This is a genomic window from Pseudomonas sp. MC6, assembly GCF_054790575.1.
In genome coordinates, this window is the sequence record NZ_CP186504.1 from 1,618,990 (window position 1) to 1,641,125 (window position 22,136).

The following is a 22,136-nucleotide window of genomic DNA, read 5'->3' on the forward strand; positions in this document are numbered from 1 at the left end:
CCAATGCCCGCAGTATTCCCAAGTCGTTTGCGTCCGTTGTTGCAGTTGAGCCTCCTGCTGAGCCTGAGTGCCAGCCCTGTGTTGATTCAATCCAGTTGGGCCGAAGACGCCGCTCGGCGCAGTTACCAGGTGCCGGCCGGTAGTTTGAGTGCAGCACTGACCCGCTTTGCCGGGTTGGCCGGGGTCAATCTGTCGGTCGATCCGGCGCTGGTCAGCGGGCGCAACAGTAATGGTTTGTCCGGCGAGTTTGGCGTGGAGGAGGGGTTTACCCGGTTGTTGCTGGGCTCTGGCTTGCAACTGCAACCGCTGGGCGATCAGGCTTACACCTTGGTGCCTGCAGCGGAGGGCAGCAGCCTGCAATTGGCGCCGACGTCGATCCTCGGCGCCAGTGATTCGACAGGCGCCGATTTATTTGCCGGAGGGCAGGTAGCACGACGCGGTTCGCAGGGTTTGCTCGGGTCCAAGGACTTCATGGAAACCCCGTTCAGCATGACCACCTACACCAGTGAAACCGTGAAAAACCAACAGGCGCGCACGCTGGGTGATCTGATTGCCAGCGACCCTTCGGTGCGCGCGACCAACCCGGCCGGGGGCCGCTATGAGCAGTTCACCATCCGTGGCTTCAGCCTGTTCAACAGCGACGTGGCCTATAACGGCCTCTACGGTGTGTTGCCGACTTACACGATCGACATGGAAATGGCCGATCGCGTCGATATTCTCAAAGGCCCGAGCCAGCTCATCAACGGCATTTCGCCGCGGGGCAGTGTGGGCGGGGGGATCAACGTGGTGCCCAAGCGCGCTAGCGATCAGCCGATCACTTCACTGACTGCCAATTACGCGTCGAATAATCAGGTCGGTGGAGCGGTGGATGTCGGGCGCCGGTTTGGTGAGGACAACCAGTTCGGCCTGCGTTTCAACGGCGTCAAGCAGTCCGGTGATACCGAGTGGGATCATCAAAGTGTCGACCGTGACATGGCCGTGCTCGGCCTGGATTTTCGCGGTGAGCGCTTGCGACTTTCGACCGATATCGGCCACACCGAGCGCGATACCGACGCACCGCAAGAGCGCGTACAAGTCGCCGCCAGTGCCAAGGTTCCGAGCGCAAATAGCGTGCATCGCAATTATGCGCAACCGTGGAGCCAGGCGAAAACCGAGGACACCTTCGGCACAGTCAACGCCGAGTTCGACGTCAATGATTCGGTGATGCTGTACGGCGGCGTCGGCGCGCGCAAAAGTAATCATGACTTCTTGCGCCACGCCGTTTCCGTCACCAACGATGCCGGTGATTTCAGCGTACTGCCGCGCGACTTCACCCGCGACGAGAATGTCCGTACCGCCACGGCCGGCGTGCGCAACTGGTTCCACACGGGGCCAGTGAGCCATGAGGTCAACCTCGCGGCCAGCTACTTCTACATGGATTTCGAGAACGGCGGCGCGCGTTACGCGGCAGGGCGCAGCAACCTGTATGACCCGGTTGAAACAGCAAAACCCGGCACGCCGACACGCAATGACGCCAAGGTCTATACCGAGAACCGCTTCAGCGGCGTGGCGTTGTCCGACACCCTGGGCTTTTTCGACGATCGATTGCTGCTGACCCTCGGTGCTCGCTGGCAGCGGGTGAAAGTCGACGACTGGAGCGATGACGTAAAAGGCGACACGGCTTACGACGAAGAAAAGGTCTCGCCATCGGGCGGGATTCTGTTCAAGGCCACGGACCGATTGTCGCTGTACGCCAACTACATGGAAGGCCTGAGTCAGGGCAAGATCGCGCCGTCGACCTCGGTGAACGAAGATGAAATCTTCCCGCCGTTTATCAGTCGGCAGGTCGAGGTGGGTGCCAAGTACGACGCCGGCTCGTATGCCTTGACGGCAGCGGTGTTCAGGATCAAACAGCCCGCTTATGAAACCAACGCAACGACCCGAGTCTTCGGACCCAACGGCAAGCGACAGAACGACGGCGTGGAATTGAGCGTGTTCGGCGAACCGCTCAAAGGCTTCCGTTTGCTTGGCGGTGTGATGTACATCGACAGCGAATTGACCAAGACCACCAATGGCACCTTCGACGGAAACCGGGCGCCGGCGACGCCGAAATACAACGTCAATCTGGGCGCAGAGTGGGACGTGCCGACTGTGCAGGGGCTGACGCTGACAGCGCGGGGCATCTATTCGAGTTCGCAGTACCTGGATCAGTCCAACGACAAGGAAATCGATTCCTGGGAGCGCTTCGACGTAGGTACGCGGTATGCCTTCAAGGTCGATGAGAAAACCGTCACCTTGCGCGCCAATGTCGAAAACGTACTGGATAAACGCTACTGGAGTTCGGCAGGCGCTTCGGACGATAGTGAGCCAGGATTGACGTTGTCGACACCGAGAACTTATCTGCTTTCAGCGACGGTGGACTTCTGATTCCACTCGGCAAATCGAAAGCAATCGGGAGTGCTATCAGCGAGCTGACCCACTCTCAGAGTGATGTCCTGACCACCAATGGACAGTCAACGCGCTGGGTTCCCGATAGCTCCAGGGTTTCGATCAGATGCCGTGCAGCCTGGCGCCCAATTTCGTAGTACGGCAATTGCACGGTGGTCAGCGGCGGGATGAACAACTCGGCAATGCCGATCATGTTGTCGTAGCCGAGCACGGCGACATCGTCGGGAATTTTCAGGCCACGCCCCAACAACAGTTGATAGGCACAAAAGGCGATACGGTCGTTGCCACAGATCAGAATATCGAATTGGGGACGACCATCAATGACATGCCGGTCGAGGATGGCGGCTGTTTCACTGTAGGCATCATGATCGGAAAGGTCATATTGCAGGAGCGTTTCAGGCGCCAGTCCGAATGCCTGACAGGCACGCTGCAGACCTTGTTGTCGCAGCCCCCATGCCAGACTCTGTTTCGGCAGATTGATACACAGAGGACGTTTGTAGCCGAGGCTCAATGCGTGGTGTACGGCGCGATACTGGCCCATTTCGTCGTCGGGTACATAGCTGACGAGGCTGCTGTCATCTGCCAGACAATTGGCGAGCACCAGAGGCTTGCTCTTCAAGCGCTCGGGAATGCTGACCTGGCGAAACCCCATGGCGCTGAAGATCAAACCGTCCGGACGGTGCGACAGCATCAGGTCGATGTTCTGGTCGGTGGGCGGGTTGCTTAGCAGGTTGAGGATAAAGACATTCCAGCCAGCTTGCTGCGCAGTCTGTTCAATGGACAGCAGCAGCTCGACCGCGAAGGGCGTGGTCGCAGTGTCCAGCGCGAACACGCCGATGGTGCGCGACTGCAGGTTGTCACCGCGCATCTTGCGCGCTGACAGGCTGGGTACGAATTGCAGTTCATCAATGGCACGACGCACCCGTAGAAGGGTTTCGGGGCTCAGTTTTTCCGGAGTATTGAGCGCTCGAGACACCGTCATCAGGGACACGCCGGCCAGTTGTGCAACGTCTTTCACTGAAGTCATGCGAAGTGCGGCCGGTCAGGTTGACGCAGAATCATGACACAGGGCCCGGGCTTCTCGCGACCCGAATGACGCCGCTCATGACCATGCAGAACCGAGCGGCCATGCCTTGGCAATCGAGACGCGTCCGCCACTCCCACTGGCCATCAGCTTCACACCCAGACTGTCGGAGCGCGGATAGAGGCGACTGCTGAGACTGAAGCGGCCGTTTTCGTCGAACACTTCGATGGATGAGCGATCAAGAAACACGCGCAGTTCCAGGCGCTCTTGTGTCGGGTCTATCGCCACGCTGCGCTGGCCGGTGACTTGCGCACCCGAACGGCTGCGATCAAGCATCAGGCGCTGCAGTGACGGATCATAGTAGAGCAGGGTTTCTTCACGGCCATCGTCGCTGCAGCGCAAGGCGACTCCCAGGTGGCCGTCAGTGCAGCCGAGCAGATCCAGATGCACATGGATTTCCAGCATGTCGCCGTTTACTTGCGGTACCCAGCGAGTTCCTGAATCTCCCCACCACGGCGTCCCCGGCCATTGCGCCATTCGCAGCGCGCTGAGCTCCCGTGCCGGATACACGCGAAGGCGATCGGCGCACAGTTCCAGTTCGCGGGGTAATCCGAGCATGCCGCACCAGTGATGGGTCTGGCTCGGCATCGGGCTTTCCCACATGTCCAGCCATGCCCATAGGAGGCGCCGACCATCGGCGGCCAACAGCGTCTGCGCCGCATAGAAATCGTGGCCGTTATCCAGCTCGATAAAAGGCCCGCCGGTGAACTGCCATTGGTTGTCGAGATGGCCCACTCGATAACCGGTCTGGTACTTGTTGAGCCGGTCATAACCGTCGGCTTGCATGCCTTGCGGAGAGTACAGCAGCACATCGCGTCCATTCAGTCGAAACAGGTCCGGGCATTCCCACATATAGCCATCGCCCTCGCTGCCGGCGGACACATAGTCGAGGAATTCCCAGGCGTGCAGATCCGTGGAGCGGTACAACGGCAGCAGCGGCCTGTCGCCCAGACGTGCGCCGGCAATCAGGTACCAATGGCCATCTTCCTGCCAGACCTTGGGATCGCGGAAATGCATGATGGCGTCTTGCGGCGCGCTGTCGATCACTGCGCCGTGTTTGACGAAGCGGATGCCGTCGTTGCTGGTTGCCAGGCACTGGACCTGTTTGATCAAGCGCTCGTCACCCACTTCGCCCAGCCAGGTGTGTCCGGTGTAGATCAGCGCCAGGGTATCGCCACAGACCACGGCGCTCCCGGAAAAACAGCCGTCGCGGTCGCAGTCATCGCCGGGTGCCAGCGCAATGGGCAGGTGCTGCCAATGCACCAGATCGGCACTCTTGGCGTGGCCCCAATACATCGGCCCCCATTTCGCGTCGAAGGGGTGATGCTGATAGAACACGTGGTACTCGCCACGGAAGTACACGACCCCGTTCGGGTCGTTCATCCAGCCTGCCGGCGGGGCAATATGATAACCGGGTCGATAATCCTCGATGACGCGGGACTGGCTGTCAGCCAGTGCGCGCTGCGCAAGGTCAAGGGTCGAAGGCATGTGATCGCTCGCGGTATTCAAAGACAAGGTCATAGGGCGTGTGCTCGGATTGAGCGTAGAGAGAGGTCATCCGCCACGGACTCAATGGCGTGCGGGTGGCGCTTCAATGCCGTGCCGTCGCTGTCGAACAGGTGGATCGTGTCGATGTCCAGTTGCAGCTCGACCCGATCGCCTGCCTGCCAACCGGCGTTGACTTCACAACGACAGATCAGTGGCTCGTCCTGCCCGGTATCGAGGTGCACATAGGTTTCACTGCCCAGGTATTCGACCCCGGTCACAACGACGCCAGCCGTTCCCTGCGCCGCCTTGAGCGACAGGTGTTCCGGGCGAACGCCCAGGCTCAGCGCGGCGTCTGCCGCCAGGTTCGAGCTGTCAAAGGGCAGGGTGGTGATCCCCAAAACGGCAGCATCGACCAGGCTGGTTTCGCCCGGCGCCTGCAGGCGTGCCGGCAGGAAATTCATTTTCGGCGAACCGAGAAAACCGGCGACAAAGCGGCTGGCCGGGCGTTCATACAGTTCGCGCGGTGAGCCGACCTGCTCAATATGGCCGCCATTGAGCACGACAATTTTGTCGGCCAGGGTCATCGCCTCCACCTGATCGTGAGTGACGTAGATCATGGTCGAGCCCAATCGGTCATGCAGTCGGGCGACTTCGTTGCGCATCTGCACCCGCAAGGAGGCATCCAGATTGGACAGCGGCTCATCGAACAACAGAATGTCCGGCTCCCGCGCCATGGCCCGGCCCATGGCCACACGCTGACGCTGCCCCCCAGACAGTTCTTTTGGTTTGCGTTGCAGCAGTTTGTCCAATTGCAGGATTTGCGCGGTTTTCAGTACGCGCTCGCGCAGGCTGGTCTTTTCAGTCTTCGCCAGTTTTAGACCAAAACTGATGTTGTCGTAGACGCTCATGTGCGGGTACAACGCGTAGGACTGAAACACCATGCCGACGCCACGCTCGCGCGGTTCCAAGTCATTGACCCGGCGCCCGTCGATCAGCAGATCACCGGCGCAGATAGAATCCAGCCCGGCGATCAGGCGCAGCAGCGTCGACTTTCCGCAGCCCGAAGGACCGACGAACACCACGAATTCACCCGCCGCAATCTCCAGGCTGATGTCGCGAAGAATCCGCACGCCGCCCAATTGTTTGCTCACGTTGTCCAGTTTCAATTTGATCACGATGCGGTTCCTTGTCTTTATTGGGCATCAACCCTTTAACGCGCCGGCAGTGAGACCGGAAACGATTCGGCGCTGGAAAATCAGCACCAGAATCACCAGTGGGACGGTGACCAGCACCGAGGCAGCCATCAACAAGCCCCAAGGCAACTCATGGGGGCTGCCGCCGGAAATCAAGGCGATGGCCACCGGCACCGTGCGTTGGCTGTCGGTGAGGGTGAAGGTCAGGGCAAACAGAAACTCGTTCCACGCGGCGATGAAGGCCAGCAAACCAGTGGTGACGAGGGCTGGCCAGAGCAGCGGCAACAGCACGCGGGTCAGCGTCACCCAGGGCGACGCACCATCCATGATTGCCGCTTCCTCCAGTTCATGGGGCAGTTGTCCCATGAACGTGGTCAGCACCCAGACGGTGAAGGGCAGGGTGAAAATCGTGTAGCTGAGGATCAACGCCCACGACGTGTTGTACAGGCCCAAGGCGCGGATCACTTCGAACAGTCCCGACAGCACCGCGACCTGAGGAAACATCGACACGCCAAGGACCAACATCAACACCGTGCCACGTCCACGGAATTTGACCCGGCCCAAGGCATAGGCAGCGGTCAGGCTGAGGAACAGCGCCAGCGTCACCACGCACAGCGCAACCACCAGCGAATTACCGATCGCTCGCAGGAATGAAGCCTGGTGGAGGACCGCCGCGTAATTGGAGAAGTTGGGATTTTCGATCCAGTAGCTCACCTCGAACAACGCGCTGGAGGGCTTCAGCGAGGTCACGATGGCGTAATAGAAAGGAAAAACCGCATACAGCAGCAACACCCCGATCAGGCACCAGAAGCCGAGGCGCAACAGCGCTTTTTTCAGCAGGCGCGGGCTCATGCGCGGACCTCCAGTTGACGGCGTCCGAGGTAGAGATAAAGCATTGCGATCACCGCGACCACCAGAAACAACAGTGTCGAAGCGGCGCTGCCGTAACCGACGTCCTGGAACTCCACCAGGTGCTGGCGGGCATACACCGACATGCTCATGGTGCTCGACGAGTTCGAGGTCAGCACATAGATGACGTCGAACACCCGCAGGGAATCGAGGATGCGGAAGATCGCCGCCACCAGCAGTGCAGGCATCAACAGTGGCAGCGTGACGCGCCAGAACACCTTCAGCGGGTGAATGCCATCGACCCTGGCCGCTTCGTAGCAATCGCTCGGCAACATCTGCAAGGCCGCCAGCATCAACAGCGTGACAAAGGGCACGGTCTTCCAGACGTCAACGATGATCACCGCCCACATCGACAGGTCGGCATCTGCCGTCCAGGTCCAGAGGCGCGTCAATCAGACCGAGGCTGAGCATCAGGTGATTGATGATGCCGAACTGATCGTTGAGCATCCATGACCAGATCTTCGCCGAGACAATCGTCGGAATCGCCCACGGAATCAGAATCAACGCCCGCACCAGAGAACGGCCGGTGAACTTGATGTTCAGCAGCAACGCCACCAACAACCCCAGCACGACCTCCAGTCCCACCGAGACCACCGTGAAATACAACGTGTTGCGCACCGCATTCCACCACTGTGGATCGACGAGGATGCCCGACCAGCCGGAACCGCTGAACGACAGATAATTGCTCACGCCTATGAAGGTTGCGCCACCGGTATCCGCCAGGCTGGCGTCGGTCAGGCTGAACCAGAAAGTGCGCAGCAACGGCCACGCTGCCACCAGGGCCAGGCAGATCAGCATTGGCGTCAGAAACAGCCAGGCGGCGCGCACCCGGCGACGTTGTACAGGCGTTTCCCTCGCGAGCAGCAGCTCGTCAAACGGGGCATGGGTCGTAGAGACAGACATGGTGTTTCCTTCCTTGTGGCTTACCAGTTCCGGCGTTTGATGCGCGTGAGTTCGCTTTCCAGTTCGGCCAGTGCCTGATCGACGGGCAACTCGCCGGCCAGCACGCCATGCACCCGATCGAAGAACGCATTGGAGACCCGTGGATAGCGCTCGGCGGTGATGGCGGCGGGGCGCATGACCCCAGCGTTGAGAATGCTGTGCAACTGAGCGTAATAAGGCATGGCCGCGAGCAACTCGGGATCTTGATACAGCGACTCGATCACCGGGTTATAGCCGCCTTTCAGCGCGCGACGTTTTTGCTCTTGGGCACTGCTCAGGTAGCTCACCAGCTCGGCGGCAAGTTTCGGATGCGTGCTGTAACGCGATACCGCCAGGCCCCAGCCACCGAGGGTAGAGGCATGCTCGCCGGTCTCGCCGCCGCGGGGCAGGGGAGCGACGCCGACCTGGTCTTTTACGGCACTGTCCTGGCTTTGCACCAGGGCCCAGACATAAGGCCAGTTACGCATGAACAGCGCATTGCCCGACTGGAATACGCCACGTCCTTCTTCCTCGGTGTAATTGAGCACGCCACGCGGGGAGATATCTCCGACCCAGCTTTTCGCCAGGGTCAACGCCGCTCTAGAGGCCTGGCTGTTGACCACGATGTCGCCGCGCTGATTGATCAGTCCGCCTTGCGGCTGACTGCTGATCCATTCCAGCGCATTGCACGTCAGCCCCTCGTAGGCACGTCCCTGAAAAATATAACCCCAGGCATTGGCGTTGCCAGCGTTGCGCTCGGCCTGTTGCACATCCCTGGCGGTAGCGGTCATTTCCTCCCACGTCTGGGGAACCTGTTTGTTGTATTTCTCAAGCAAGTCCTTGCGGTAATACAGCAGCCCCGAGTCGGTGAACCACGGCATCGTCACCAGCCGTCCGTTGACCGTGGCGTTATCGACCTGGGCCTGGAAGTAGCCTTGGGTCGCGTTGGCGGAAAGCACTTCACGCAGATCCATCAGGTGTTTGGCCAGCATCCCCGGCCACACCATGTCGATTTGAATGATGTCGATGTCGGTGGACTGCGCACTGAGGATCTGTTGGTAGAACGACAACCTCTCGGTTGCCGAGTTAGGCGTGGAGACCACCTCAACGTTGTTGCCGGTCTGTTTCGACCATGTCTCGACGGCCTCTTTGCACAGTTGCAACTCCGCACCCACCGCACCGCAAGAGATCGTCAGATCGGTTGCGTTCGACACGGATGGCAGTGCGGCAGACAGGGTGATCAATATAACGGGCAGGAGCGATTTCAGGTGTTTCATCGAGCGTCCTTTATTTTTGTTTTTAGAAAAGTTAACGTTAACATCGCCAAATGTAGCAGCGTATTTGCGAGGAGGCATCCTTTTTTTGTCGTTTGTGACAACTCGCCACTTACACAAAAAAGGCAATTGCGGCAACCAAAAAATAAAAACAAAACAGGGAATCAACATGCAGAAAGGATCAAGCTGGCTGCTGGTCGGCGTGCTCGGCACATCGGCGGCGGATTCTCAGGGCGCGACGCTGGAAGAGCGCATGGCCGCACTTGAAGCGCGTGCCAGCGCAGCGGAAAAGCGTGCGGCCACGGCCGAACAGCAGACCCAGGCACTTGCCCGTGAATTGCAGCAGGTCAAACGCGCGACGCCGCCCTTGCAACCCGTCGCCTCTAACGCAACAGCCATTTCGGCGCCTGCTCTGGACACCCGACTGGCAAAACTCGAAGCCCGCCAGCAAAGCCTGGAGAAGGAGGGCGGTGCCGGAAACCTCACCGATGGGTTCAGCTTCAACGGCTATGCGCGCTCCGGATTGCTGGTCGACGAGGGGCTGGGTGGCGGGCGTGGCGGCCCTTATACAACGCCGGCCGGCTCGGTGGGCGGGGCAGTCGGGCGACTCGGCAACGAGGACGACACCTACCTGCGTATCGACCTGTCGAAAGAGATCTATGCGCAAAACGGTACCCGTTCCAAATTCACCGTCTCCATCGCCGACGGTGTAGAAAGCTCCAATGACTGGACGGCCGACGAAAGCAAACTCAACTTACGCCAGGTGTTCGCCACGCTCGACCATGTCGCTGCATTCAAAGGCAATTCAGTCTTCGAGAACGCTGCGTTGTGGGCGGGCAAGCGCTTCGATAGAGATAATTTCGATATCCACTGGCTGGACTCCGACGTCGTTTACCTCGCCGGCACTGGCGGTGGAATTTACGATGTGCAGATGAACCAGCATTGGCGCTCGAATTACTCGTTGATTGGGCGTAGCTACGGGGATTTCAGTCAAGGCGGAATTAATGCCGACGTGGAAAGCTACATCCTGACCTCCAACCAGTTCTTCGAGGATGGCCAGTGGCAGTGGATGTACAACGCCATCGGCGCAAAGAAAAACGATGTCGGCACCCGCACCAATAAAGCCGGTTTGACGCCTGCGGATTCCGGTTTGCACAGCATGCTGGCCAATCACCAGAAAAGCTTTTTCGGCAGGGAAGGCTTCTTCAAAACGGCGCTGCTTTATGGGCAAGGTCTGGGGGCCGAGGTCAAGAACGTTGGCTCGGATGGTGAACTGATCGACGATGCCCGCGCGCTGCGTCTGGCGCTTTACGGTGAGACCCCGCTGACCTCTGACTGGCGCATCGGGCCCAGCTTGCTGGCTGAACAGAGCAAGGATCGATACGTTAAAGGTGACGACTACCGCTGGCTGACTCTCAACGTGCGCTTGGCCAACAAAATCAACAGCAACTTCGAAATGGCCTACGAAATGAGCTGGCAAACCATGAACCTCGACCCCAAAGGCTATCTACAACGTAATGCGGTCGATGGTAACTTCTGGAAGTTCACGGTCGCCCCGACATTCAAACTCGACGTCGGCGATCTACTCACGCGTCCGGAGTTGCGAGTGTTCGCCAGCTACATGAACTGGTCTTCGGATCTGGACAGGTTCAGTACTAACGACTCCTTTGGCATGTCCGACTTCCAGGCGGGAGGGGTGTGGCAATACGGTATACAGATGGAAACCTGGTTTTAATTGTTGAACGCACTTGCGATAGTGCAGTGCTGGAGCGGCGAAGGATACTCCAGGCTGATGATGTCGTTTCTTCCCAGGATGGATGATTACCCAATGCTCAAGTTCAATGCTCATCTCGGTTTCCAATTCAATGAATTGCCTTTTCTGCAGCGCATCGAAGCCGCCGCAGCCGCCGGTTTCCGGGCAGTTGAATTCCCCTCGCCGTATGAATTCGACGCCAGTCTGCTTGCCGACCATCTAGCCCAATACAGTTTGCCGTTGATTCAGTTCGCCGCCCCGGCTGGCGTGACCAAAGGCATCGCCGCGTTACAGGGCAGGGGAGAGGAGTTTCGTGACGGGTTGCTCCAGGCCGCCCGCTACGCAAAGACCTTGGCGTGTGCGGATGTCCACATCATGTCGGGCGTTACCACGCAGAATGACGCTGAGCGAACCTACGCGGGCAACCTGGAATATGCGGTTAAGTACTTGGAGGACCAGGGGCTGCGGCCGCTGATCGAAGTGATCAGCGCGCAGGCGATGCCGGGCTATTACAAGTCTGACTTCAGCAAGGCGCAACAGGTACTGGAGACCTTCCCGAGTGTCGGGCTGATTCTTGATCTTTACCATGCCCAGCTTTTGACTGGAGACGCAGCGGATGTGCTGGCGCGGTTTTATGACAGAACCGTCCATGTACAAATCGCCGATTGCCCGGGGCGTCACGAGCCGGGAACGGGGAATATCGACTTTGCTGTGTTGTTCGCGGCGCTGGAGCAGCGCGGCTACGCCGGATGGATCGGGTGTGAATATCGTCCTTCTGGCTCTACCGTTGAGAGTCTTGACTGGATCAAGCAGATGAGTGCTTAGGTCCCAGGTGAAAATCTTTGAGTCACTGATGTGGGGACAATCGCCGCCATCAAAGGCAGAAGCCCTTGATGGCCGAGCGAGAAGAACTCATCGATAACGGACTGACGCTGGCGAGTAGGGGGGATTTATGCCTGAGGCGGTTTTTGTAAGTCGAACAATTTTGTTCGGGGATTGTGATCCGGCAGGGGTGGTTTACACCCCGCGATTCTCATATTTTGCTGTAGAGGCCATTGGTGTAGCACTCGACAGATGGGTAGGGGGCCCGGGGCTTAGGGCTGTGATGAGTTTTAATATATTGCCGCCGGTGCGTGCGATGTCGATCGAGTTGCTGGCTCCGGTGACGTGGGATGACGAATTGACTATTAAAGTCAGCGTGGCCAGGTTGGGGGAGCACTCTTTTACTTTTTTGGTTGAGGGGTTTATCGGCGAAGGCGTGCTGTCATTTACAGCGAATGTCACACATGTATGTGTCTCACCGGAAAGTAAGGAAGTTGTACCCATTCCAGCTCCGTTGCGAGCGCTTCTTTCATAGATGATCAGACGGACTCAACAAACGTTCGGGGGGGCGGTCAAGTGTCCGGTTGTGGTCAAAATCTACCGTTCCTCACCGGGAGCTATGGGCGATTGCGGCCTTGGTGACCGGCAGCAATCGGCCAGAAGCGGACGTTCACGAATGACCGCTCCCGCCCCGTAACCACCGTTTTCGCGGCTCAATGATCGCTATCGTTCCAACCAGTCAGAATGAAGCTGCGGAAAACGCTTTTGCAGCCACTCAATAAACACTTGAACCTGGGGTGCCAAATGAGTCCGGCTCGGGTATAGCATCGACACGGGGCGAGGGGCTGGCCGATAGGGCTTTAGAATTTCTACCAAACCTCGACTGGCCAAATGTTCGGCCACGGTACTCCCGGGTGCCTGAATTATTCCGAAACCCGACACGCCACACTGAACGTACGCATTTGACTCAGTGACGGTGATGCCGGCGTTACTCACAAATGATCGATCTTGGCCTTTTACCGAAAAATGCCAGGGCAGCGTTCTGTTGCTCTGACCGGACAAGCAAAAAAGGGGACTGATTTATTTTCTGAAAAATAAATCAGTCCCCTTTTTGATTCGAGAGGCAGAAATGAAATCGGCCAAAAGCAGTCGGTATCTACGAAATCGGCGGGCTATTCAGCGCCCAGCTTCTTTTCGGCAGCTTTCACTTCGAGTAAAGCGGCCGGTATGATGAGGCGAAACGGATGTGGCCTATTTGTGATGAGGACTGCTATGAACGTGTTTATCAGCTCTGTAGTACGTAATTTTGAGCACTATCGTGCGGCGGCTAAAAAAGCAGTTTCTCTGTTGGGGCACACCCCAGTGATGTGTGAGGATTTTGGTGCAAGACCCTATTCCTCTGAAGTCGCATGCATGACTGAGGTTGACCAGGCCGACGTAGTGGTGCTGATTCTTGGCGCGGACTTCGGTTTCAAAACCAACACAGGTGAGTCCGTCACTCAGCAGGAGTTCCATCGCGCCAAAGCTGCCAATAAACCCATCCTAGCTTTTCTGGAAGAGGTTCCGGTCGAGGATGATCAAAAGCGTTTTCACTGGGAGGTTTCCGATTACGTCGACGGCCTTTTCCGTTCCACCTTCACAGGTGATCGCGATCTCTCAGACAAAATCATCCAGGGGCTAAGCCAACTTGCAGCTAGTCGCAGTGCCATTTCCGAGCAGGAGTTCGTTCAGCACCTGCAGAATCGTAGCAACAGCCGAAATTGGAGTAGCCGGCCTCGTGAAGATCGCCTAGAGCTCGTGTTTCTGCCGCAGCCCATCCTCTCGAGTACGTTGCGTTCCATGCACACCCAGCATGATGAATTCTTCCTCAAGCTTTCTCAAGCGGGCTTGGTTTCTATCAAGGGTGGTTACAAGTCATTTAACGAGGGAGATATCACCGGCTTAGATGCGGATGAGGCCTCTTGGCGGCATCACGATAATGGGATGAGCTGGCTCACTATTCCTCTGGCAGCCCCAGGAAAGGGCGGCGAATTTTTTGCCTCCTATTACATCTCGCCCAGCCGGCTAAAACGCTTTGCGGAAGAAGCTTTTAGTTTGATTAGCCGAGGTAAGGGAGGCTGGTTCCAGCTGGGGATCTACGGAATTTCTCACCAAGTTTACGCAGAGCCGCCAACCACCCCTGCATCGTCGATGTCCATGCCGCATCGCAGTGAGAAAAACATTGAGGAAAGAAAACTGCTGATTCCAGCGTCACAGGGCGTTTTCAACCAGTGGCTGGAAGACGTCTTGTTCCGAATCGGACGCAAGCTTTCCTAAAGAATTGAGCGTGGCCAGCAGGCGGAAGGGGGAGAGGCAACAATGAACCCTTCGTTCTTAGCTTGGCAGTTCTTCTAGCTTGAAGATCCGGTTGTCAGCCTTGAGCGCTGGAAAGGCTTCGCAATATGCATAGGGCTCGCTGAATGAAGTGCTGGGCGCATGAATGTTGAAGACCTTAACGTGGGGAGGGTGGCCGCTTTGCCGTTCATGGCGAAGGTCGTTCAGAGATCCAGGTGTCTCACCATTTTGTTCGGCAATCGAAATCACTAGATCTCGAAGGGTTTCGATTTCTGCATCCGGTGCTTCTGCATAGGTGGTCAGTCGCTTATGACTTCCAAACCCGCCACGGGTAGAGCCGATTCGATTCAGGTGCACGTGAACCACTGTTACGATCTTCATGCTGAATACCTTATTGAAGCCCAAGATGCGCCTCCTTCCGGAGGCGCTGTGAGGTCGTAATCAGCCTTTGGGAGGATGGGGGTCGTTGCCATAGGAGTCACGTTCACGGATCAGGTTGTCCCGGCCGTGGATGAGCACCTCGCTTTTTTGGTTTTGAGCTATCTGACGAGCCGCGTCAGCAGCTTCCTTTTGAGTTCGATGGTGGGAGGTGTCTTTAGTATTGCCCTCACCCCGAACCGCCCAGCCTTCATCACGTTTCACGACGTGCTGATTTTTGCCTGCCATGGAGCACCTCTTCTAGTGGGTTGCATGCTTAATAGAAGATAGCATCGAAACGGATAAGCACAACATGTAGTGATGGATCGACTAATAATGCATGTATGTTGTGCTTTGTCTCGGCGAGTCGGTCTGGGTGGCTCAAGCTTACGTACAGAAGCAGAAGTGCCTAGCCGGTTCGCGACGCGGCTGCTCCTCTACTATATCCATGAAAAAGGGTGATCGGGCTAGCTAACTTCTGGGCTTAGGGAATGCAGAAATATACGCCAAGGTGGTCGACAGGGTTTTGGACTATCCGCCGCTGGAGGACAGTCTGCTTTTGGCCGATTGCCGTCATCCACGAGCATCGATTTTCGAGCAACCTATAAGTTGCTCTCGATCAAAAGTGGTGCTTACCTGCTATAGCGCGCATTGGCGCTTGGTATCTTCGTTAGCGATACCTCCCAACGACGCACGCGATTGGCGCATTGCTACACAGCTCGCTAAGGTCATGATTCGTTTTTGATCCTGCCCGCAAACCGGGCGCAAAGACGTCACCATCACCTTCAGCGGAACCCACATGCGATATCGACGCCTCGACCTTAATCTGTTGGTTGCGCTCGACGCCTTGTTGAGCGAATGCAGTGTCAGCCGGGCGGCCGAGCGCCTGTGCCTGGGACAGTCAGCGACCAGTTCGGCATTGGGCCGCCTGCGTGAACATTTCAACGACCCGTTACTGGTACAAGTGGGCCGCCGCCTGGAACCCACTGCGCTGGGTCTGGAGTTGCTGCCAAAAGTGCGTGCAGCGTTGGCGTTGACCCGGGAGATCGTCAACGCACCGCTGAACTTTGACCCGGCGAACTGCGACCGACACATCACTCTGGTAGCCTCCGATTACGTCGCCGATGTGCTGCTCCCTGCGGTCAGCCATGCATTGGCGCGTATCGCTCCGAATATTCGCTTGAGCCTGCGCGACATGCCTGTCCCGCGCGACGGTGATGTCGTCAGCGAAGCGCTGGATTATCGGCGCAGTGATTGCGTGATCGTGCCGCAGCGACGGCTGAACCCGGCCTATCCCCATGTGCCGCTCATGACTGACCAGCTCTGTTGCATCGTCTGCGCGCAACAGCCACAGTTTGCCGAGCAACTGAGCATGGCTGACTATCGCGCGGCAGCGCACGTGGTGCGTGAGTTTGCCGACGGGCACAACCTGGCGATGGATGCCATGCACCTGGATGAACTCGGCATTGAGCGGCGAGTGGCGGTGACCGTTGAAAGCTTTGTGCTGATGCCGCAATTCATTGTCGGTACCGCACGCATTGCCACGGTGTTTCGACGACAGGCGCAACGCTTCGCCCAGTGTTATCCATTGCGCGTCCATCCAGCACCGCTGGCGTTTCCCGAGGCCGTTCAAGTCTTGCAATGGCATCCCTATCAAGAACATGACCCGGTCATGCAATGGTTTCGCGGCCTGCTCATGGAACAGGCCGCGTTACTCGATCAGCCCTCTGGTTGATCGCCGCTGTCGGCGATTAATCCTGCCTTGGCGATGGCCAGTAACGCGCAGCGTTCGTCATTGTCCGAGGTATCGCCACTGATGCCGATGGCCCCGAGAATCATGCCCTCGGCATTTCGAATCAGCACGCCGCCCGCCACCGGAATCACCTCACCACCGGTCAAACTGTTGATCGCGTCGAAAAACGCCGGCATGGCTTGCGCGCGTCGCGCCAATTCACGTCCACCAAAACCCATGCCCAGGCAACCGCGTGCCTTGCCGGTGGCGATTTGCGGGCGCAGGAAAGTGGCGTGTTCGTCGCGCAGAACCGCCAAGGGATGGCCGGCGGCATCCAGTACGGCGACGCCCAGCGGTTTGATCCCGGTTTCCCGAGCGATGCGGATGGCATCGCTGGCCATGTTCGTCGCAGTCTGTAAATCAAGTCGTTGCATGGCCTCAGTCCTCATACAGCCCACTTGCCCAGTTGGGCCACGCGGTCGCGGGTGTAAAGATCCGTCCATTTCAGCGAGTTGAAATCGGACACTTGCTTGGGGTTGTAGGGGCTGCGATCCATGCGTACCGGTTGGCCGGCCTTGTACACCGCTTTGAGGCGCGAACGATCCTGAAGGATGCGGATGTCATCCAGCGGTGAACCGTCGAGCACGAGAAAGTCGGCCTGTTTGCCCACTTGCAGCGAGCCGAGGGTTTCACCGCGCGGCATACAGCGCGCACCGACAGCCGTCGCTGCGTATAACGCTTCGGCCGGAGTGAATCCCAAGCGCGTAACCAACAGCTCCAGTTCGCGCGCATGCCATTCGCCATAGGGCGTCACCGCAAAACCGCTGTCACTGCCGCAGGCGAACGGTACGCCGGCCGCTTTGGCGCGTTTGAGTACCGCCGAACCGATTTCCAGTGTGCGTGCACAATAACCGGCATAACCGGTGCTGATCGCCGGATCATGGGGCTGGCAGAAATCCACGGTGTTCTGCGGGAACGTCATGGTCGGGGCAAGAATGCTGCCGGCTTCAAGCAGCGCCTCGATGCACGCGTCGTCCATGTAAAAGGCGTGGAAAACCAGATCAACGCCGGCGCGCGCCGCGTACATCACGGCTTCGCGACCGTAGGCATGGGTGGCGACCTTGCAGCCCAGACGATGCGCTTCCTCAACCATTTCGAAAGTTTCGTCGGCAGTGAAGGCCGCAATGATTTCGCCGTTGGGACGGCGGTGCGTGCCGTCCATGGCGATCTTGATCAGGTCGACGCCGTCCTTGGCCTGCTTGCGGATCTCCGCGAGGGCATCGCTACGGCTGGTGACCAGTTGGGCGGTGAAGTATTCCGGGGCGCCGACCCGACTCGGGAACCAGTCATTCAGACTCTGGCGATTGGTGATGACGCGGCTGCTGGCCGCGATCCTCGGACCTTCAAATAAACCAGCGGTCACCGCATTGCGCACGGCGATACTGAGCTGGCCGCTGTCGCCGGGGCAGACCATGCTGGTGACGCCGGCGGCCAGTACGTGTTGCGCGAAGAACATCCCGCGCAACGCGCGAAATTCGTCGCTGGTCCACAGATCAATGTCCTCTTCGCTCTGCGCGTTGCCGAAGGCCAGATGCGTGTGCACATCCACCAGCCCTGGCATCACGAAATCATCCCCCGCATCCACCTGTGTATCGCCTGGCTGGGGAGCGGGTGCCAACGCGGTAGCGCCGACGTAACTGAGCAGGCCGTTTTCGACGATCAATGTCTGTTGTTGGCGGGTCTCCATTCCAGTGCCGTCGAACAGGGTCTGGCATTTCAGGTGCAGGGCAGTCATGGCGTCTTCGCTCTGTGATTGTTATGCAAAGAGAGGCTAGAGAGCAGGCGAGGGGACGACCAGCAGATTGCATCGATGGCTGCGTATTGACGGCATCAATAGCTGCGCCAGCGCTTGAATCCGGTAATGCAAAACGCCGGACAATCGAAAGATTGTCCGGCGTTTTTTTGTGCGTGTTTTTCAGTGATCAGGCGGTACGGCCGCCCAGAGTTTCGGCGATCCAGTCAGCAATGTAATGCCCGGCATTGATGCTGTTGTCGAAGCTCGAATGCTGCACGCCACCTTCACGTTCGGTGAAGACTTTCAGTTCACATTTGGGACTGTTGACCAGTTGTTCGTAGGTGCGATGCGCCCACTTCAATGGAATCTGCGAATCCTGCTCACCATGGGTCACCAGGAACGGCACCTTGATCCGGTCGAGCACGCCATCGAGGTGGACGTTTTCGGCGATGGTCATGAACTCTTCGACGTTCTTGGCGCCCCACACCCAGCAGACATGCGCCCAGTAATGCGGTACCGGGAAGCTGCCTTCTTTTTCCAGTCGACGCTTTTGCACATCACGCCAGTCATGGTTGGCCCCCCACACGACGCCGCAGGCGAAGCGTGGTTCGAAGGCAACCGCGCGCGGGCAGTAATAACCGCCCAACGAGACACCTTCGAGGCCGATACGTTTGGCATCAACATCGCTTCGGGTTTCCAGCCAATCCACCACGCGACTGGCCCAGTGTTCACTGTCGAATCGTGCAGTCAGGCCATGCAGGCGCAGCGCTTCGCCAGTGCCGGGCTGGTCGATGATCAGCGAAGAGATGCCGCGTTTCGCCAGCCAGGCTGGCAGGCCCACGCGGTATTTCATTTCTTTGGTCGAGTCCAGACCGTTGACCTGCACCAGTATCGGCGCCGGACCCTCGACGCCTTCGGCGCGCACCAGCAAGCCGGAAAGATGTTTGCCCTCGTAGGGGATTTCCACCCGTTCACAGTTTTCACGCGACAGTTCGATGCCGCGCTTGAAGGTTTGCAGGAAGCGTTGATAGAGCTCGGTACGGCCCGGCGCGCCGTGGGCCTGCAGGCGCTCGCAGGTCAGATAGTAAGTGGCGGCGCGGTTGTATTTTTCGCCAGCCGAGAGCATCCGGCCATTGCCTTCGTCTTCCTCGGCCAGACCGCAGAGCTTGTCAGCCATTTTCGCCCAGGTTTCGCGAAAGGCGCGGGTGCCGGCCGCGTCCGGCTGCTTGGCCGCCTCTTGCAGTGGGGCGCACATCTCTTCGATTTCACCCATGCGGGCGCCCATTTCAATGGCCAGGTCGACAGAGAGATTCCAAACGTAGTTGGTCGGGAAATAGCGAAACATGATTATTGTTGTCCTTGTGGTTGCCTTGGCATTCCCAAGGCACGTTAAGGATCACCTGACTAATTGGCCAATCGTGACGGCGGATACGAGGTATCGCGAGATACGATGGGCACGTGTTGTAGATGCTGGATGGATTCGCTGATGCGTTCGCGCAGCCAGCGGTGCATCGGGTCGCCGTCAACGCTGCGATGCCACAACATGTACTCGCGCATGACCGGAATTTTCACCGGCGGCGGCAGAATGCGCAGCGGCAGATAGTGCGCGTAGAGGTTCGCCAGACGCTGGTGCATCGTGGCGATGCGCTGCGTGCCGACAATCAGTTGCGGCAGGGTATTGAAGTCGCTGGTGATCACTTCAATGCGCCGATTGAAGCCGTATTGATTCATGAACCATTCTTCGATGCTCATGTGTCGTGTACGGCCGAAGCCCACCGAAACATGGCCCATCTCCATGTACTGCTCAAGGGTCAGGGTGTCGCCGACTTGCGTATTGCCTTGCCACACCACGCACACGTGTTCTTCCTCGAACAGCAGGCGCGAAGGGTGGCCCTCAATGATGTAGCGCTCGGGAACAATCATCAGATCGACCTCGCCACGTACCAGCAACTCGCCGGAATTGTCGCTGGGGCCAAGCATTTCGAAGGTGATGTTGGGCGCTTGCTGATGAATGTTCTGGATCACCTGGGCGAACAGCACGCTGATCAGATAGTCCGAGGTCACCAAGCGAAAATGGCGCTTGCTGGTGGCCGGGTCGAACACCGGTTTGGCGGTGATTGAGGACTGGATCGTCAGCAGCACTTCACGCACCGGTTTGGCCAGTTCCGTGGCGTAGGGCGTGGGCTGCATCTTGCGTCCCACCTGGACCAGCAGCTCATCCTCAAAGTAGGTGCGCAAACGCGCGAGCACGCCGCTGGTGGCGGATTGGGTCATGTGCAGGCGTTCGGCAGCGCGGGTGATGTTCTGCTCTTCGAGCAATACATCGAGCGCGACCAGCAGGTTCAGGTCCAGATGGTTGAAACGCATGGGCAGGTCCGTTTTTGTATTTATTTTCGCAATACATTCGAACGAATCCATCGACACGTCAACCTTCGGCGCAGGTATCGCGTTTGCCGATAGGTCGCATCCCGACTCGCGATTAGTCAGCGCTCAGCCCGTACGCCAATCTTCGCCGCAGTCGGCCCTGCTGCCGACACCACCACCGGTTTCCAGTCAGGCCCGGCGCGCTGCAAAGCGTCCATGGCGACAGTCACCGGATCATAATTTCAATGGAGTGGTAAGCCATGAACATCATTGGCCTTGATGCCCTGATTTTTGGCGTCGATGACATTCAAGCCTGCACCGCTTGCCTGCGCGACTACGGCCTTGCGCCGGTCGGCGTAGACAGCGAAGGCGGGCGTTTCGAAGCGCTGGACGGCACCGCCGTGATTATCCGTCGAGCCGACGATCCTGATTTGCCAGCGGCAATCGGCCCGGCGCCGTCGATTCGCGAGACGGTTTACGGGGTCGCTGCGATCAGCGATCTGGATGCTATCGAAGATGAGCTGGCCCGTGATCGCATCGTCTGTCGCGATCAGCACGGCGTGCTGCACAGCGTTGATGACATGGGTTTCGCCATCGCTTTTCAGGTCAGCGTACGCAGGCCTTACAGCGCACCGGATGACCTGACCAATGCCGCCGGCCATGCGCCACAGCGGCCGCTTAACCAGCCGGGCATTACCCTCGATATGGGCGCTTTCCCGCGCACTTTGTCGCACGTGGTGTATTTCGTGCCCGACGCAGCGAAAGCAGAAGCTTTCTACGCCGAGCGCCTGGGTTTTCGCACCACCGACACCTTCATTGGCGCCGGGCCGTTCATGCGCCCGGCAGGCTCTGACGATCACCATTGCCTGTTCATGATCCAGACCCCGCCGCACATGAAAGGCTGCGAACACTTCACCTTCCACATGGGCAGTGGCACCGAAGTGCTGCTGGCCGGGACGCGATTCGAGCAAAAAGGCTGGACCAGTTTCTGGGGCCCGGGCCGTCACCTGTTTGGCTCCAACTGGTTCTGGTACTTCAACAGTCCGTTGGGCTGCCACATCGAATACGACGCCGACATGGACAAGCACGATGACGCCTGGGAGGCCCGTCGCGCGCCGCTGTCGGCGGATAACTCGCAGCTGTTCCTGTTCAGCGCCAAAGAAAAATGGGCTCCCGGTGGCCCGCCGCCAAAACTCGGTTGATGGCGGCGCTGATCATGAGCGCAATTTCGCAGCCACTGTGTCGGCTGGACGAATTGGAGGAGGGCCGGGCGCGCGGATTCGATCCGTTGGCGCAGGGACGCGACAGCGTGTTTGCCCTGCGTCATGACCATCAGGTGCGGGTCTATCGCAACCGTTGTCCGCATCTGGACGTGCGCCTGGAGTATCGCAAGGACAAGTTCCTGTCCGCCGATGGCCAGTTGATCGTCTGCTATGCCCACGGTGCGCAATTTCTGCCGGCGACAGGCGAGTGCATCTACGGCCCGTGTCTGGGCCAGACGCTGGAGGCGCTGCCGAGCTGCGAGAAGGACGGCTGGCTGCTGGTGCAAATGCCTGAAGGGTTGCCGCTGCCGGGATAAATCGAGGTATCGCGTACGGCGATACATCGCATCCTTACTCGCGA

Annotated in this window: 19 protein-coding genes and 2 pseudogenes; 8 read left to right on the plus strand and 13 right to left on the minus strand. The window is 58.5% G+C overall.

The genetic code is table 11. The features are described 5' to 3' along the window. Window positions 1-3 precede the first annotated feature (3 nt). The gene (locus tag ACOYXE_RS07315) at window positions 4-2,406 is read left to right on the plus strand and encodes a TonB-dependent siderophore receptor (protein WP_405123738.1); all 2,403 of its coding nucleotides are present in this window, start codon (window positions 4-6) and stop codon (window positions 2,404-2,406) included. Window positions 2,407-2,461: 55 nt separating this feature from the next. Here ACOYXE_RS07315 and ACOYXE_RS07320 read toward each other — a convergent pair whose 3' ends face one another. The 6 genes and pseudogenes from ACOYXE_RS07320 to ACOYXE_RS07345 all read right to left on the minus strand — a co-directional run bounded on the left by ACOYXE_RS07320 (window position 2,462) and on the right by ACOYXE_RS07345 (window position 9,299). After that, complete coding sequence (locus ACOYXE_RS07320) at window positions 2,462-3,454, minus strand: LacI family DNA-binding transcriptional regulator (RefSeq protein WP_405123739.1); 993 nt, start codon at window positions 3,452-3,454, stop codon at window positions 2,462-2,464. Between the two features lie 75 nt (window positions 3,455-3,529). Continuing rightward, entirely contained in the window at window positions 3,530-5,032 is a 1,503-nt protein-coding gene (locus ACOYXE_RS07325; protein WP_460928420.1) for a glycoside hydrolase family 32 protein, read from the minus strand. Then, window positions 5,029-6,174, minus strand: coding sequence for an ABC transporter ATP-binding protein (locus ACOYXE_RS07330; protein ID WP_460928422.1), 1,146 nt, complete (start codon window positions 6,172-6,174; stop codon window positions 5,029-5,031). The genes ACOYXE_RS07325 and ACOYXE_RS07330 overlap by 4 nt, the downstream gene beginning before the upstream one ends. A gap of 27 nt (window positions 6,175-6,201) precedes the next feature. Beyond that, window positions 6,202-7,044, minus strand: a complete 843-nt coding sequence (locus ACOYXE_RS07335) for a carbohydrate ABC transporter permease (protein WP_160057920.1) — start codon at window positions 7,042-7,044, stop codon at window positions 6,202-6,204. After that, a pseudogene (locus ACOYXE_RS07340) lies at window positions 7,041-8,004 on the minus strand (carbohydrate ABC transporter permease). The gene ACOYXE_RS07335 and the pseudogene ACOYXE_RS07340 overlap by 4 nt, the downstream one beginning before the upstream one ends. Window positions 8,005-8,024: 20 nt before the next feature. Continuing rightward, on the minus strand, window positions 8,025-9,299 hold the full coding sequence (locus ACOYXE_RS07345; protein WP_460928424.1) for an ABC transporter substrate-binding protein: 1,275 nt from the start codon (window positions 9,297-9,299) through the stop codon (window positions 8,025-8,027). Window positions 9,300-9,465: 166 nt separating this feature from the next. Between ACOYXE_RS07345 and ACOYXE_RS07350 the strand changes: the two genes are divergently transcribed. From ACOYXE_RS07350 to ACOYXE_RS07360, 3 genes are all read left to right on the plus strand, one after another. Continuing rightward, window positions 9,466-11,031, plus strand: coding sequence for a carbohydrate porin (locus ACOYXE_RS07350; protein ID WP_460928426.1), 1,566 nt, complete (start codon window positions 9,466-9,468; stop codon window positions 11,029-11,031). Between the two features lie 93 nt (window positions 11,032-11,124). Next, window positions 11,125-11,874: a hydroxypyruvate isomerase family protein gene (locus ACOYXE_RS07355; RefSeq protein ID WP_460928428.1), complete on the plus strand. Its 750-nt coding sequence runs from the start codon at window positions 11,125-11,127 to the stop codon at window positions 11,872-11,874. A gap of 127 nt (window positions 11,875-12,001) precedes the next feature. Beyond that, window positions 12,002-12,406 (plus strand): acyl-CoA thioesterase, encoded by a 405-nt coding sequence (locus ACOYXE_RS07360; RefSeq protein WP_460928430.1) that lies wholly within the window; start codon window positions 12,002-12,004, stop codon window positions 12,404-12,406. A gap of 188 nt (window positions 12,407-12,594) precedes the next feature. On the opposite strand, the pseudogene ACOYXE_RS07365 reads toward ACOYXE_RS07360, so the two are convergent. Beyond that, window positions 12,595-12,933: pseudogene (locus ACOYXE_RS07365) on the minus strand (LysR substrate-binding domain-containing protein); the annotation flags it as partial. Window positions 12,934-13,143: 210 nt separating this feature from the next. Between ACOYXE_RS07365 and ACOYXE_RS07370 the strand changes: the two are divergent. Further along, a complete protein-coding gene (locus ACOYXE_RS07370) occupies window positions 13,144-14,187 on the plus strand; it encodes a DUF4062 domain-containing protein (RefSeq protein ID WP_460928432.1) in 1,044 nt (347 codons plus the stop codon). Window positions 14,188-14,244: 57 nt separating this feature from the next. Here the strand turns inward: ACOYXE_RS07370 and ACOYXE_RS07375 are convergent, their stop codons facing one another. Both ACOYXE_RS07375 and ACOYXE_RS07380 read right to left on the minus strand, forming a co-directional pair. Continuing rightward, the gene (locus ACOYXE_RS07375) at window positions 14,245-14,586 is read right to left on the minus strand and encodes a hypothetical protein (protein ID WP_460928434.1); all 342 of its coding nucleotides are present in this window, start codon (window positions 14,584-14,586) and stop codon (window positions 14,245-14,247) included. Window positions 14,587-14,646: 60 nt separating this feature from the next. Continuing rightward, a complete protein-coding gene (locus ACOYXE_RS07380; RefSeq protein ID WP_017136943.1) occupies window positions 14,647-14,871 on the minus strand; it encodes a DUF2188 domain-containing protein in 225 nt (74 codons plus the stop codon). Between the two features lie 550 nt (window positions 14,872-15,421). On the opposite strand from ACOYXE_RS07380, the gene ACOYXE_RS07385 reads away from it, so the two are divergent. Then, window positions 15,422-16,357 carry a LysR family transcriptional regulator gene (locus tag ACOYXE_RS07385; protein WP_460928437.1) on the plus strand — a complete coding sequence of 312 codons (936 nt, stop codon included), beginning with the start codon at window positions 15,422-15,424 and terminating at the stop codon, window positions 16,355-16,357. On the opposite strand, the gene ACOYXE_RS07390 is transcribed toward ACOYXE_RS07385, so the two are convergent. The 4 genes from ACOYXE_RS07390 to ACOYXE_RS07405 all read right to left on the minus strand — a co-directional run bounded on the left by ACOYXE_RS07390 (window position 16,342) and on the right by ACOYXE_RS07405 (window position 20,516). Continuing rightward, entirely contained in the window at window positions 16,342-16,788 is a 447-nt protein-coding gene (locus ACOYXE_RS07390) for a GlcG/HbpS family heme-binding protein (protein WP_460928439.1), read from the minus strand. The genes ACOYXE_RS07385 and ACOYXE_RS07390 overlap by 16 nt on opposite strands. Before the next feature lie 11 nt (window positions 16,789-16,799). Further along, window positions 16,800-18,149 carry a metal-dependent hydrolase family protein gene (locus tag ACOYXE_RS07395; protein WP_460928441.1) on the minus strand — a complete coding sequence of 450 codons (1,350 nt, stop codon included), beginning with the start codon at window positions 18,147-18,149 and terminating at the stop codon, window positions 16,800-16,802. Window positions 18,150-18,336: 187 nt separating this feature from the next. Then, window positions 18,337-19,494 carry an alpha/beta hydrolase family protein gene (locus tag ACOYXE_RS07400; RefSeq protein ID WP_460928443.1) on the minus strand — a complete coding sequence of 386 codons (1,158 nt, stop codon included), beginning with the start codon at window positions 19,492-19,494 and terminating at the stop codon, window positions 18,337-18,339. Between the two features lie 59 nt (window positions 19,495-19,553). Beyond that, on the minus strand, window positions 19,554-20,516 hold the full coding sequence (locus tag ACOYXE_RS07405; RefSeq protein ID WP_007910238.1) for a LysR family transcriptional regulator: 963 nt from the start codon (window positions 20,514-20,516) through the stop codon (window positions 19,554-19,556). Window positions 20,517-20,773: 257 nt separating this feature from the next. Between ACOYXE_RS07405 and ACOYXE_RS07410 the strand changes: the two genes are divergently transcribed. Further along, window positions 20,774-21,715 (plus strand): VOC family protein, encoded by a 942-nt coding sequence (locus tag ACOYXE_RS07410; protein WP_460928446.1) that lies wholly within the window; start codon window positions 20,774-20,776, stop codon window positions 21,713-21,715. Between the two features lie 14 nt (window positions 21,716-21,729). Further along, the gene (locus ACOYXE_RS07415; RefSeq protein ID WP_160057903.1) at window positions 21,730-22,092 is read left to right on the plus strand and encodes a Rieske (2Fe-2S) protein; all 363 of its coding nucleotides are present in this window, start codon (window positions 21,730-21,732) and stop codon (window positions 22,090-22,092) included. The last annotated feature ends 44 nt before the right edge of the window (window positions 22,093-22,136 follow it).